Annotated in this window: 11 protein-coding genes; 8 read left to right on the top strand and 3 right to left on the bottom strand. The window is 51.1% G+C overall.

Annotated features, from left to right (window positions below):
- Positions 1-113 precede the first annotated feature (113 nt).
- Positions 114-1,280 (bottom strand): acyl-CoA dehydrogenase family protein, encoded by a 1,167-nt coding sequence (locus tag OOJ59_RS02250; RefSeq protein WP_038638685.1) that lies wholly within the window; start codon positions 1,278-1,280, stop codon positions 114-116.
- Between the two features lie 393 nt (positions 1,281-1,673).
- On the opposite strand from OOJ59_RS02250, the gene OOJ59_RS02245 reads away from it, so the two are divergent.
- The 8 genes from OOJ59_RS02245 (at position 1,674) to OOJ59_RS02210 (ending at position 9,818) form a co-directional block, all read left to right on the top strand.
- Positions 1,674-2,819 (top strand): acyl-CoA dehydrogenase, encoded by a 1,146-nt coding sequence (locus OOJ59_RS02245; protein WP_069323144.1) that lies wholly within the window; start codon positions 1,674-1,676, stop codon positions 2,817-2,819.
- Between the two features lie 11 nt (positions 2,820-2,830).
- The gene (locus tag OOJ59_RS02240) at positions 2,831-3,595 is read left to right on the top strand and encodes an electron transfer flavoprotein (RefSeq protein ID WP_160955445.1); all 765 of its coding nucleotides are present in this window, start codon (positions 2,831-2,833) and stop codon (positions 3,593-3,595) included.
- A 19-nt stretch (positions 3,596-3,614) separates the two neighbouring features.
- A complete protein-coding gene (locus OOJ59_RS02235) occupies positions 3,615-4,571 on the top strand; it encodes an FAD-binding protein (protein ID WP_160955446.1) in 957 nt (318 codons plus the stop codon).
- Between the two features lie 45 nt (positions 4,572-4,616).
- Positions 4,617-5,909: an FAD-dependent oxidoreductase gene (locus tag OOJ59_RS02230; protein WP_160955447.1), complete on the top strand. Its 1,293-nt coding sequence runs from the start codon at positions 4,617-4,619 to the stop codon at positions 5,907-5,909.
- A complete protein-coding gene (locus tag OOJ59_RS02225) occupies positions 5,906-6,190 on the top strand; it encodes a ferredoxin (protein ID WP_069323141.1) in 285 nt (94 codons plus the stop codon). Before OOJ59_RS02230 ends, OOJ59_RS02225 begins: the two co-directional genes overlap by 4 nt.
- 66 nt (positions 6,191-6,256) lie before the next feature.
- Positions 6,257-7,579 carry an MFS transporter gene (locus OOJ59_RS02220; RefSeq protein WP_038638665.1) on the top strand — a complete coding sequence of 441 codons (1,323 nt, stop codon included), beginning with the start codon at positions 6,257-6,259 and terminating at the stop codon, positions 7,577-7,579.
- Positions 7,580-7,582: 3 nt separating this feature from the next.
- On the top strand, positions 7,583-9,244 hold the full coding sequence (gene fadK / locus OOJ59_RS02215; RefSeq protein WP_160955448.1) for a medium-chain fatty-acid--CoA ligase: 1,662 nt from the start codon (positions 7,583-7,585) through the stop codon (positions 9,242-9,244).
- A gap of 13 nt (positions 9,245-9,257) precedes the next feature.
- Entirely contained in the window at positions 9,258-9,818 is a 561-nt protein-coding gene (locus OOJ59_RS02210) for a desulfoferrodoxin family protein (protein ID WP_071888118.1), read from the top strand.
- A 101-nt stretch (positions 9,819-9,919) separates the two neighbouring features.
- On the opposite strand, the gene ahpF is transcribed toward OOJ59_RS02210, so the two are convergent.
- Both ahpF and ahpC read right to left on the bottom strand, forming a co-directional pair.
- Positions 9,920-11,485 carry an alkyl hydroperoxide reductase subunit F gene (gene ahpF / locus OOJ59_RS02205; RefSeq protein WP_038638660.1) on the bottom strand — a complete coding sequence of 522 codons (1,566 nt, stop codon included), beginning with the start codon at positions 11,483-11,485 and terminating at the stop codon, positions 9,920-9,922.
- Positions 11,486-11,635: 150 nt separating this feature from the next.
- Positions 11,636-12,199: an alkyl hydroperoxide reductase subunit C gene (gene ahpC, locus OOJ59_RS02200; protein ID WP_004859485.1), complete on the bottom strand. Its 564-nt coding sequence runs from the start codon at positions 12,197-12,199 to the stop codon at positions 11,636-11,638.
- Positions 12,200-12,433 lie beyond the last annotated feature (234 nt).

Genomic DNA, 12,433 nt, shown 5'->3' with positions numbered 1-12,433 from the left:
GCAAAAAAGCAAAAATGGCCGTAGCCACAGGATAAACAGCGACGTACGACCAAAAATGAGGTTAGTGTCCCGTAAAATCGGCTAACCTCTGACACGGTGCAAACGCCCCCGGACTAGCGAATCTCACCACCTGCGGCAATCAATGGGCGTGCGATAGTCAGTCGCTGCACGGTACGTGGGCCTTCTTCAAACCACAGGGCACGAGCATCGCGGTACATCCTTTCTACCGGGCCATACGGGTTATCTTCGAAATAGCCAATACCACCAAAGATTTCGAGACAGCTATCCGATACCGTACGCACGGTATCAATGCCGTGCAGTTTGCACATGGCTGAAACCATCTCAATATCTTCGCCACGATCGAATTTTTGCGCACAGTCGCGCAGCATGACGCGCAGCGCATGTACCTGCGTGCCCATATCCGCCAGCGTTTGTTGAATCGCCTGGCGAGAAACGAGAGCCTTACCAAAAGTCACACGATCTTTTGCTCTGGCAATCGCCAGCTCCAGGAAGCGCTGTGACATGCCAAGGCAGGTTACGGCAATCATGGCGCGTGAATGCGCCAGCGCATTCATGAAAATATCCAGGCCATCGCCCTCTTTCCCCATAATGTTATGAGCAGGGACTTCGCAGTTTTCAAAACGCAGATAAGCATGACCCGCACCACGGCACCCCATCATATGCGGCATAGGATCAATGTAATAACCGGGGGTATTCGTTTCGATAAAGAATGCTGTTAAGCCACCCTTTTTACGCTTATTCTCATCCGTAACCGCAATAACATAGCTCCCATCGGATATATCCGTATGAGATATCAACGTCTTAGTTCCGTTAAGAATATATTTATCCCCTTTTTTAACCGCGGTAGTACGAATATCTGCACCCGAACCGCAATCCGCCTCAGTTAATGCAAAGTTAATATACGCATCTTTATTTGCCAGCAGCGGTAACCATTTAGCGCGCAAATCTTCTGCGCCATGATCGTACATAATTCGCCAGTTCAATCCGTTGGCGTGGTGCAGGTTCATACGCATCCCACCAGGCCCGCGGCAAAACTCTTCCATCACCGAAAAGAACTGTTCGCAGTTGAGTCCCATACCGCCAAATTCTTCAGGCATTGCCAGACGAAACAGATCGTTTTTACGGCAAACGTCGTAATAAGAGTCAGGAAAGACATTCGTCCGCTCAACTTCCAGTTGAATTTCTTCCAGCTCAGTTTCGGTAACCTTTCTGACTTTTTTCTTCAATGCTTCCAGTTGCTGCTGAGATAAAATGGACATATACCAACCCCACTCCACGTTGAATACTCAGGTAAGAATGCAGGCCATAAGAATATGAATATATAAAAGATAAGATATTCTAACCAACCTGTTTCCATGAATTAACGTGATGGATTATAAAAATAAAATTCGTCCTCCTGACATTGACAGATTTAACCAAAAACAGGACAAATCGAACATCACCAAAACCCAGCGCTTATTTCTGAACCCGCATCACAAAAACATACTAAATGCTCATTTTGTCCAGGACGTTGTTAAATATGTCTATGCATCATTAATGCCCGCTGAATTTATTCTCCTCATACCAATTATTCTGCAAGTCGGCGTCCAGGCACGATCAGAATATAAAGAAATGAACATCGTCCGAAACATCAATTCTTATCAGGAGACATCATGGACTTTAGCCTGACCGAAGAGCAGGAACTGCTTTTAGCCAGTATCCGCGAACTGATAACACGAGATTTTCCCGAAGAATATTTCAAGACCTGTGATGAAAATGGCGCCTTCCCCAGCAAGTTCTTTCAGGCATTGGCCGAAAGCGGCGTGGGGCTGTTAGGCATTCCAGAAGAACTCGGCGGCATCCCCGCCGATATGATGACGCAAGTGCTGGTTCTGGAGGAAATCGCGCGCATGGGGGCTCCCGCCTACATTATGACGGAAGGCCAATGCATCCATAATATGCAGCGCTTTGGCAATGCAGAACAGTTGGCGAAAACGGCTGAAGTCGGGCTGACCGGGATCCCTGCCTATTCACTCGCCTTCACCGAGCCGCAGGCGGGATCGGATAATAACCGCGTCGCTACAACCTATACCCGAAGAAATGGCAAAGTTTATCTGAACGGGCAAAAAACGTTCATCACGGGCGCCAAAGATTACCCATACATGCTGGTGCTGGCACGCAATCCCGAACCGGAAGATCCGAAGCGTTGCTTCACCCTGTGGTGGGTGGATCCAAACATGCCGGGCGTTAAGCGCAATAGCCTGCACAAAATCGGCTGGCACATGGTCAGCAACTGTGAGGTTTTTCTCGATAACGTTGAACTGGAAGAAAGCGCGATGGTGGGCCGCGAAGGTTACGGCTTCATTCACATGATGGAAAACTTCGATATTGAACGTCTCGTCATCGCCGCACACTCGCTGGGTGTGGCGGAATGCGCTTTTGAAGATGCCGCCCGCTACGCCAACCAACGTATTCAGTTCGATAAAAATATCGGCCAGTTCCAGATGATTCAGCTCAAGCTGACCCAAATGGCGATAAAAATCCAAAACATGAAAAACATGGTCTATCGCACGGCATGGGAATGTGACAACGATTTACCCATGCGCCTGTCCGCGCCGATGTGCAAATTGTATTGCGCACAGTCAGCCTGTGAAGTCATTGACGATGCGATGCAGATTTTAGGTGGCCTTGGTTACACCAATGACAGCCGGGTATCTCGCTTCTGGCGAGATACCCGTGTTAACCGCATCGGTGGCGGTACTGACGAGATCATGGTGTATATCTCAGCCCGCCAGATCCTGAAACAGTATGAAAAATAATAGGATACGTCATGAAATTACTTGCCTGTTATAAATTGGTCGCGGAAGAACAAGACATCAGTATCACCGCCGACAGAACACTGGACACAACGCGTGCTGGAGAAAAAATCAGCCCATTCGACCTCAATGCTATTGAAGAGGCCGTCCTGCTGGCCGGTGAAAACGATGAAGTCATAGCCCTGTGCGTTGGCGGTCAGGCGCTGGATAACCCCAAACTGCGAAAAGATTTGCTCTCCCGAGGTCCTCATGGACTCTACCTGGTGCGCGACGAGCGGCTGTCAACTGCGCTTGCACACGAAACCTCCCGGGTCATTGCCGCAGCAGCGAAGAAAATCGGTTTTGATCTGCTGCTGTGTGGCGAAGGCTCTGGCGATCTCTATGCACAGCAAACCGGGCTGCGTGTCGGGGAAATGCTTCATCTGCCCACCGTCAATACCGTCAGCCACATTGAAATCCATGACGGCTACGTTACGGTCGAACGCACACTGGAAAATGAAATAGAGATTATTGATGTGCCGCTTCCTGCCGTCTTGTGCGTCACGTCAGATATTAATGAACCGCGTATTCCTTCCATGAAAGCGATTCTCGGCGCAGGGAAAAAGCCCGTTACCCAATGGACGGCCGATGACATCGGCTGGTCGCCGGTATCTCCCGAGGCCGAAATGGTCAATATTTATGCCCCGCAGCAGGCAGAACGTAAACACATCATCATTGAAGGCGACGGCGCAGAAGATATCGCTCGCCTGGCAGAGCATCTCAATAAAGTGCTGAACTGAAGACAACGGAGAAGCTGGAATGAGCAAAATCAATCAGGTATGGGTAGTGAGTGACAGCGCCGACCGTTACGCGGATCTCCTTGCAGGAGCAAAGCAGTTCGGTGAACACGTGAGTGCGGTCATCTGGGATGAGAGCGAGGCTTTGCAGGTACAACATGCCGACGCGGTGTACGTCCTGAGCGGAAAGTCAGAACAGCAACGGTTAGAAAACTATGCAGAAACCCTCGCTGCCCTGATACAAAATACCGAAAAAGACGACAGTGCGCTCAGGACGGGAACATTAATCCTGCTGGCGGCAACCCGACGAGGAAAAAGCCTGGCGGCCAGACTTAGCATCCTGCTGCAATCAGCGCTGATTAATGATGCCACCAGCCTGGCGCTGGAGAATGGCGAACTGTATGCCGAACATCGAATGTATGGCGGTCTGGCGTTTGGTCGGGAAAAAATTAACACACCTATGGCTATCGTGACCGTTTCGAGTGGCGTATTCGAGCCGCTGGAAGCAAATGCGCCGCATCAGCTTGCTCCCATACCCGTCAGCTATATCCCACCGCAACATGAGCTTTTATGCAAAGCGCGCCGGGCAAAATCGGTCAGCAGCATCGATCTCAGTAAAGCCCGTCGTGTCGTCGGTATTGGGCGTGGCTTAGCGGCCAAAGACGATCTGCATATGATCTGGGATTTAGCCGCTGCGCTGAATGCGGAAGTCGGCTGCTCTCGCCCCATTGCTGAAGGTGAGCACTGGATGGATCGTGAACGTTACATTGGCGTTTCTGGCGTACTGCTTAAAACCGATGTGTATCTGGCGCTGGGCATCTCAGGGCAGATACAGCATATGGTCGGCGGTAATGGCGCCAAAATCATTGTCGCCATTAATAAAGATAAGAATGCGCCAATCTTTCAGTACGCCGACTACGGGCTGGTAGGCGATATATATAAAGTCGTCCCGGCATTAACGGAACTGCTACAGCATTAACATTTAACGCCGCCATCCCGAATGGCGGCAACAGGAGCAAAAGCGATGTCGGACGAAAAATTTGACGCCATTGTTGTCGGCGCAGGCATCTCAGGCTGCATCGCCGCTTATGTAATGGCAAAAGCAGGACTGGATGTGCTGGTCATTGAGCGTGGTGATACTGCGGGCAGTAAAAATATGACCGGAGGACGACTCTACACGCACAGCCTGGAAGAAATTATGCCGGGTTTTACCCATATAGCCCCCGTTGAAAGAAAAGTAGTCAGGGAGCGAATTTCCTTTCTTACAACAGAAAGCGCTGTCACGCTGGACTATCTCGCGAGCCTCCCCCAACAGGCCCCGGTCGCAGAATCATGGACGGTGCTTCGCCGCACATTTGACAGTTGGCTCATGGCACAAGCAGAAGCCGTTGGCGCTCAGTTCATCACCGGCATCAGAGTAGATTCACTGATCCGTCAAAATGGACGAGTGACGGGAGTTCAGGCCGGAGACGATACCCTGGGGGCAAATGTGGTTCTCCTCGCCGACGGTGTAAATTCTCTACTGGGCCGCGCTATCGGTATGGTGCCAGAATCATCGCCGCACCATTATGCCGTTGGTGTGAAGGAGGTGATTTCACTGCCATCCGCACAAATTCAGCAGCGCTTCGGGCTAACAGGTAACGAAGGCGCCGCCTGGCTGTTTGCCGGTTCACCGTCAGACGGATTAATGGGTGGCGGTTTCTTGTATACCAATCGCGATACGCTTTCACTGGGTCTGGTATGCGGCCTCGACGGTATCGAGCATGCCCGTAAAACCGTGCCGCAAATGCTGGAAGACTTCAAACAGCATCCTGCTATCCGTCCGCTAATCGAAGGCGGTACGCTACAGGAATATTCCGCGCATCTGGTGCCGGAAGGCGGGATAGATATGGTTCCAACGTTAGTCGAGAACGGAGTGATGATTGTCGGTGATGCGGCCGGAATGTGTCTGAATCTGGGCTATACCGTGCGGGGCATGGATCTCGCCATCACAGCAGCCAATGTGGCGGCGCAAACGGTCATTGCCGCGAAAAATGCCAATGATTTCAGTAAAGGAAAACTCCAGGCTTATCCCAACGCACTGGAGAAAAGCGCGGTGTTACGCGATATGCGCCACTACCGCCGCCTCCCCGCAATGATGGAGAACCCGCGAATTTTTCAACAATATCCGCAAATGGCAACCGATCTCATGGCGTCTCTGTTTACCGTCAACGGCAAGGCCCCTGCTTCACTGTGCTCGACAGTATTAGCGCACGGCAAAAAAATCGGATTAATTAATCTCTTAAAAGACGGCATTAAAGGAGTTCGCGCATTATGAATACCGTGAACGTCGATGTGAAATTGGGCACGAATAAATTCAGGGTCGATGAAAGCCATCCCCATATTGTCCTGGTGGAAAACCCCGATCCAGAGCAGTTCCGTAAACTGATCCTCGCCTGCCCCGCCGGATTATACCGGCAGGATGACGCTGGCAATATTCACTTTGATTATGCTGGCTGCCTCGAATGCGGCACATGCCGGGTGCTGTGTTCACACACCATTCTACAAAAATGGGAATATCCACAAGGAACGTTTGGCGTTGAATTTCGCTTCGGCTAACCCCCTGCAAAACAGCATATCGCCGTATCAGGAGATACCTCGTGTTCGCGGTTCAGGGAGAAGACCATGTCAGTACAGAATCAAATTGATATCAGTACGATTTTAGACAAACACCCCATCAGCAAACGGCAATGGTTTATTGTCTTTCTCGGTTTTTTTGTTCTGGGTATTGATGGTTTCGATGTCACGGCAATTGGCTACATTGCTCCGGCATTAATAGATCACTGGCAACTATCCAAACAAGATCTGGGCCCGGTCATGATGAGTGGATTATTGGGGCTGGCGGCAGGCTCTTTAATTTCTGGCCCGCTAGCTGACCGCTATGGACGTAAAAAGTTAATTATTGGGTCAGTTGTCTTTTTTGGTCTCAGCAGCCTGCTTTCTGCCGGGGCCTGGAATTTATCCAGCCTGACTTTTTTTCGTTTTATTACCGGACTCGGGTTAGGCGCAGCCATGCCCAACATCACGACGCTGGTTGCAGAGTACGCCCCCCACCGTTATCGCTCTCGCCTGTCAACGGTGATCCATTGCGGCTTTAATTCTGGTGCAGCGCTGGGAGGCATACTTAGCCAACAGTTGCTCGGAACGTTTGGCTGGCGCGCCGTGCTTATCGCAGGCGGCATTTTGCCATTATTGCTGGCACTAGTTTTACTGCGTTGTTTACCTGAATCGATGTTGTATCTGGTGCAGCACGCCGGTAACGATGCACGCCTGGTTCGCCTGCTAAATCTGTTTATTCCCGGAATTGCAGACAAAGATACGCGTTTTTACACCACCGAGCCGCAAAAAGCCCGCGCCAGCACGGCAAAGTCACTGCTGCATCCCCCTTACACGCTGGGAACGGTGGCGCTGTGGTTGACGCTTTTTGTCGGACTCTTCAGCGTTTACCTTTTATCCAGTTGGTTACCCCTGATGATAAAAGATGCCGGACTTACGCTCTCTCAAGCCGTCATTATGGGGTCTGTCTTTCAGATAGGCGGCATGATAGGCAATTTTTGCATTGGTATTGAAATGGATCGTTGGGGCAAACACGAGGCTATTATTCTGACGCTGTCAGGCAGCATATGCGGCGCATTAGTTCTGGGGCTGTTCACCCCTTCGCTTTTCCTGCTCTATGCCCTGGTTCTTATTCTTGGCTTCACTCTCAACGGGATCAACCCCGGTTGCTATGCACTGGCTGCGCACTTTTACCCGACTTCAATACGGGCAACCGGCGTTGGTTGGGCGACGGGCATTGGTCGGCTGGGCGCGATTACCAGCGCAGGCGTGGGTTCGCTCATGCTCGCAGCAGGCTGGACATTCAGTGACGTCTTTCTGTTTTTGCCTCTGCCGCTACTGGCTGGCGCACTGGCGATGTATTGCAAAAAAAGAACTCAGTCTGAGACATAACCAATGACAACGAACCTAAAAATCAATGCCGAGCGTAAAGCGCAATACCGGCAACAGGGCCACTGGGGAGATGCGACATTAGCCGATTACTGGTCCCTGTCGGCCAAAGCGTATGCAGACAAAGTGGCGGTCACCGATAATCGGGGGGATAACTATACTTATAAAGCGCTGGATATTGCCGCAGGACGGCTGGCGTCCTGGCTCATTGACGCTGGTATCCGCCCGGGCGATCGCGTGGCGCTCCAGTTGCCCGGCTGGTGTGAATTCACGATAATTTATCTGGCCTGTCTGAAAAGCGGAGCCGTGATCGTCCCGCTCCTGCCTGCTTTCAGGGAGTGTGAACTGACCTGGATACTCAATAAATCCCGGGCCCGGATACTGTTTACACCAACGAGTTTTAAAAACGACAACCCGGCAGATAGGATCGCCGCACTCCGTTCCGATCTGCCCTGGCTTGAGAAGGTGGTGGCGGTTGATAAGCTGGCGCCTGCGCCCACAGGCCCCGTTCTGAGCCAGATCCTCAATGATTCTCAGCCAATAGCGCATCACGTCCTAACGCATAGCGACGATCTGGCGGCAGTTCTTTTTACTTCCGGTACGGAAGGTCATCCCAAAGGCGTGATGCTGACGCACAATACCATCATCGCCAGTGAACGAACCTTCTGCGCGGCGCTCAATATTAACTGGACGGATTCGATTCTCATGCCCGCTCCGCTAGCCCATGCAACAGGATTTCTGCATGGCGTGACCGCCCCTTTTTTAACGGGCGCCAGCAGCGTGTTGATGGACATATTTTCTCCGCAAGAGTGCCTGGCATTACTGGCGCAAGAGCGCTGCACCTGCATCATGGGAGCAACACCGTTCGTGTGCGATCTGCTGTATGCTTCCAAAGCACAGCGCAGCAGTCTCTCTTCTCTTCGCTTCTTTCTGTGCGGGGGAACCACAATCCCAGGAAAACTTCTGCAGGAATGTCACCAGGCAGGGATTCAACTCCTTGGCGTATACGGAAGTACAGAAAGTGCTCCCCATGCGATAGTGCGACCGCATGACTCTCTGACTCATCAAATGAACACGGATGGCAGAGCCGCTGCAGGCGTTGAAATCAGAGTGGTCGACCAGAAGAAGATGACTCTGGCGGAAAATAATGAGGGCGAAGAAGCCTCTCGCGGCCCCAATGTTTTTGTCGGCTATCTTGATGAACCGGAACTGACCGACCAGGTGCTTGACGACGACGGGTGGTATTACAGCGGCGACTATTGCCGGATGGATAAAGACGGCTATATCAAAATTACTGGCCGAAAAAAGGACGTTATTGTTCGTGGCGGTGAAAACATCAGTAGTCGCGAAATAGAAGATATTCTGCTGCTTCATCCGGATATCCACGATGCCGCTGTGGTGGGCATGCCGGATAAACGCCTGGGTGAACGTTCTTGCGCTTATGTCGTACTGAGTCATTCACAAAAAACACTTCAGTTGGCTGATATCATCGCGTTTTTCGCTCAACGGCGTATCGCAAAATATAAATACCCGGAATATCTGGTTGTTATAGACAAATTACCGCGTACGGCCTCAGGCAAAATTCAAAAATACATTCTCCGACAGGATATTCTCCAGCGTCTGGCATCCCTCTCGCAAGAAACGACTGGTCTAACAACCTCGGCGTAAGAAGGAGCGCGTTATGTCTCTCACTCATACTGTTCCCGAACATTCCCGCAACGTACGCAGGGTATCAAACCGGATTAAAAACAGTACCAAACCCACTTTTATCCGCCCTAACCCGAACTTCTACCGTTGTCCTCAGTGCGGGGCGTTCCTTGTCACCATGGCTATACGTGACGCAACATCCCCGATAACCTGCTGTGGAAAAACACTCGTCGCGTTACGGGTTAATGATGCCACTACTACCGATGCGCTCGCCCAACAGCATCAACCACTGATGACCATTTCCGGGGGATTTGAATCAAATACGCTTTCCGTAACGGTAGGTAATCCGGCGCATCCAATGACGGCAGATCACTATCTGGAGTGGATCTTTATTTACACCTTTCAGGGGGGGCAATTTAAATATCTGCCGCCAGGCGCGCCGCCGGAAGCCACTTTTGCACTCGCGGGCAATGATGCTTATGTTTATTGCGATCGCCCAATCTGTAAAGGGAAACAGTGTAAATTCAACTGCAAACGAGGGTTTTCAGCCTATACCTGGTGCAACCAGCATGGGTTGTGGCGGTACACATTTTGACGGATCACATTGCAGGTCAGCATGTTGTGCGCACTTTAGCGAAATAAAAAACCGCCAGCGGATGACTGGCGGTTTTGGCATTGCAGGTGAGTCTTACTTTTTTATGCTACTGTGGTGCGAATCAGATAATCAAAGGAGCTTAACGAGGCTTTCGCGCCTTCGCCTGTCGCGATGATGATCTGCTTATAGGGTACGGTTGTGCAGTCACCTGCAGCGAAAACACCTTTCACGCTGGTTTCGCACTTCGCATCAATGATAATTTCACCCATGCGGTTACGTTCAACGGCGCCTTCCAGCCAGTTGGTGTTCGGCAGCAGACCAATCTGAACAAAAATACCTGCCAGTTCTACACTGTGAACATCGCCGCTCACGCGGTCACGATACTCGAGCCCAGTGACTTTGCTGCCATCGCCTTTTACTTCTGTCGTTTGCGCATTCAAAATGATGTCGACGTTTTTCAGACTACGCAGTTTATTCTGCAGCACCTGATCGGCCTTCATTTCAGGAGCAAACTCCAGCAGCGTCACATGTTCCACGATGCCCGCCAGATCGATAGCGGCTTCAACACCGGAGTTACCACCGCCAATCACCGCCACACGCTTGCCTTTAAACAGTGGGCCATCACAGTGCGGACAGTAAGTTACGCCTTTGGTGCGATATTGATCTTCGCCCGGAACATTCATGTTGCGCCATTTCGCACCGGTCGCGATGATAATGCTGCGCGCTTTCAGCACCGCGCCGGATGCCGTTTCAATCTGATGCAGCCCACCTTCCTGCGCCGCAGGAACCAGTTTGCTGGCGCTTTGGCTGTCGATCACATCAACATCATAGTCATCAACGTGTGCTTTCAGCGCGCCAGCCAGTTTCTGGCCTTCGGTTTTCGGTACCGAGATATAGTTTTCAATATCAACGGTATCCAGAACCTGACCGCCAAAACGTTCGCCCATCAGACCGGTGCGGATACCTTTACGTGCAGAGTACACCGCCGCAGCCGCTCCCGCAGGGCCGGAACCAACAATCAGTACGTCATAAGCATCACGCTTGTTCAACTCTTCAGCCGCACGTTTCTCTGCGCCGGTGTCCACCTTCGCCACGATCTCAGTCAGCGTCATGCGACCCTGGCCGAACTCTTTACCGTTCATAAATACCGCCGGAACGCCCATCACGTTACGATCGGTAATTTCATTCTGGAACGTACCGCCGTCAATCGCCGTATGTTTAATGCGTGGGTTCAGTACCGACATCAGGTTCAGTGCTTGCACCACGTCCGGACAGTTATGGCAGGAGAGTGAATAATAGGTTTCAAATTCAAAATCACCGTCGAGATCGCGGATCTGCTCCAGCAACGCCTGCGCCTCTTTTGACGGATGACCACCGGTCCACAACAGCGCGAGCACCAGCGAGGTAAATTCATGGCCCAGCGGAGAACCCGCAAAGCGCGGCCCCTGGTGAGAGCCAGGATTGGTAATCAGGAACGATGGCTTACGCACTGCCAGAGTATTGTCTTCTGTGAAGGTGACTTTTTCTGACAGTTCAGCAATTTCAGTCAGCAGTTCCTTGATTTCTGCCGATTTAGCGCTGTCATCCAGCGTAGCAATCAGCTCAACAGGTTTGGTCAGTTTCTCAAGGTAAGCCCTGAGTTGGGTTTTCATATTTGTGTCGAGCATTCTTCTTCCCTCTCTGAAAACATCATCATGCAAGCCGACTTCGCGGGACTGCATTAATGCAACTTGCGTCATGGTGCTGGAATGAAACAGGCGCAAATTTGCGCCTGTGGAATGCCGGATGCACTATGTTTATCCGGCCTACAAATTAGCTTAGATTTTACCAACCAGGTCTAAAGATGGAGCCAGTGTCGCTTCACCTTCTTTCCATTTAGCCGGGCAAACTTCACCAGGGTGGGATGCAACATACTGTGCGGCTTTAATTTTGCGCAGCAGGTCGGACGCATCACGGCCGATACCTTCAGCGGTAACTTCGATTGCCTGGATGATACCCTGCGGGTCAACAACGAAGGTTGCGCGGTCAGCCAGACCTTCATCTTCACGCATGTTGTCGAAGTTACGGGTCAGGGCGCCAGTCGGGTCGCCGATCATTGCATATTTGATTTTTGCGATGGTGTCAGAGCTGCTGTGCCATGCTTTGTGCGTAAAGTGGGTATCGGTAGAAACAGAGTAAACGTCTACGCCCAGTTTCTGCAGTTCTTCATAATGGTCTGCAACGTCGCCCAGTTCGGTCGGGCATACGAAGGTGAAGTCAGCCGGATAGAAGAAGAAGACGCTCCAGCGACCTTCGGTATCTTTCTCGGTTACTTCGATGAACTCACCGTTTTTGAACGCCTGGTTTTTGAAAGGTTTAATTTTGGTATTAATCAAAGACATCTGTACTTCCTCCGTGTTTTCGTTGAGAGATAAGTTAACGAAAATCTCTTCCAAGGGCTAATGCGTTTCCTTTATCAAATCAATAAGCGTTAACTAACAACTTCCTCAATCGAACCTAAAAGACAAAAGTAAAAAAGGCCCCCTTTGCAGGGAGCCTCATTACCCGAGCTACCCGCAGGTAACTTCAGTACCAGCAGAACTGGCTATGTGTTGCGCTCTACATTACCTTAACAA

The sequence above is a fragment of the Citrobacter sp. W9 genome, assembly GCF_026719375.1.
Classification (GTDB): Bacteria; Pseudomonadota; Gammaproteobacteria; order Enterobacterales; family Enterobacteriaceae; genus Citrobacter; species Citrobacter werkmanii.
Note: the sequence above shows the minus strand (reverse complement) of the source record. Positions and strands in the feature narration are given on the sequence as shown.

Excerpts from the sequence above, each read along its gene's own strand:
- OOJ59_RS02240 (WP_160955445.1), top strand. The coding sequence starts at position 2,831 with ATGAAATTACTTGCCTGTTATAAATTGGTCGCGGAAGAACAAGACATC.
- fadK (WP_160955448.1), top strand. The coding sequence starts at position 7,583 with ATGACAACGAACCTAAAAATCAATGCCGAGCGTAAAGCGCAATACCGG.
- ahpC (WP_004859485.1), bottom strand. The coding sequence starts at position 12,199 with ATGTCTTTGATTAATACCAAAATTAAACCTTTCAAAAACCAGGCGTTC.
- OOJ59_RS02245 (WP_069323144.1), top strand. The coding sequence starts at position 1,674 with ATGGACTTTAGCCTGACCGAAGAGCAGGAACTGCTTTTAGCCAGTATC.
- ahpF (WP_038638660.1), bottom strand. The coding sequence starts at position 11,485 with ATGCTCGACACAAATATGAAAACCCAACTCAGGGCTTACCTTGAGAAA.
- OOJ59_RS02225 (WP_069323141.1), top strand. The coding sequence starts at position 5,906 with ATGAATACCGTGAACGTCGATGTGAAATTGGGCACGAATAAATTCAGG.
- OOJ59_RS02230 (WP_160955447.1), top strand. The coding sequence starts at position 4,617 with ATGTCGGACGAAAAATTTGACGCCATTGTTGTCGGCGCAGGCATCTCA.
- OOJ59_RS02235 (WP_160955446.1), top strand. The coding sequence starts at position 3,615 with ATGAGCAAAATCAATCAGGTATGGGTAGTGAGTGACAGCGCCGACCGT.
- OOJ59_RS02220 (WP_038638665.1), top strand. The coding sequence starts at position 6,257 with ATGTCAGTACAGAATCAAATTGATATCAGTACGATTTTAGACAAACAC.
- OOJ59_RS02250 (WP_038638685.1), bottom strand. The coding sequence starts at position 1,280 with ATGTCCATTTTATCTCAGCAGCAACTGGAAGCATTGAAGAAAAAAGTC.
- OOJ59_RS02210 (WP_071888118.1), top strand. The coding sequence starts at position 9,258 with ATGTCTCTCACTCATACTGTTCCCGAACATTCCCGCAACGTACGCAGG.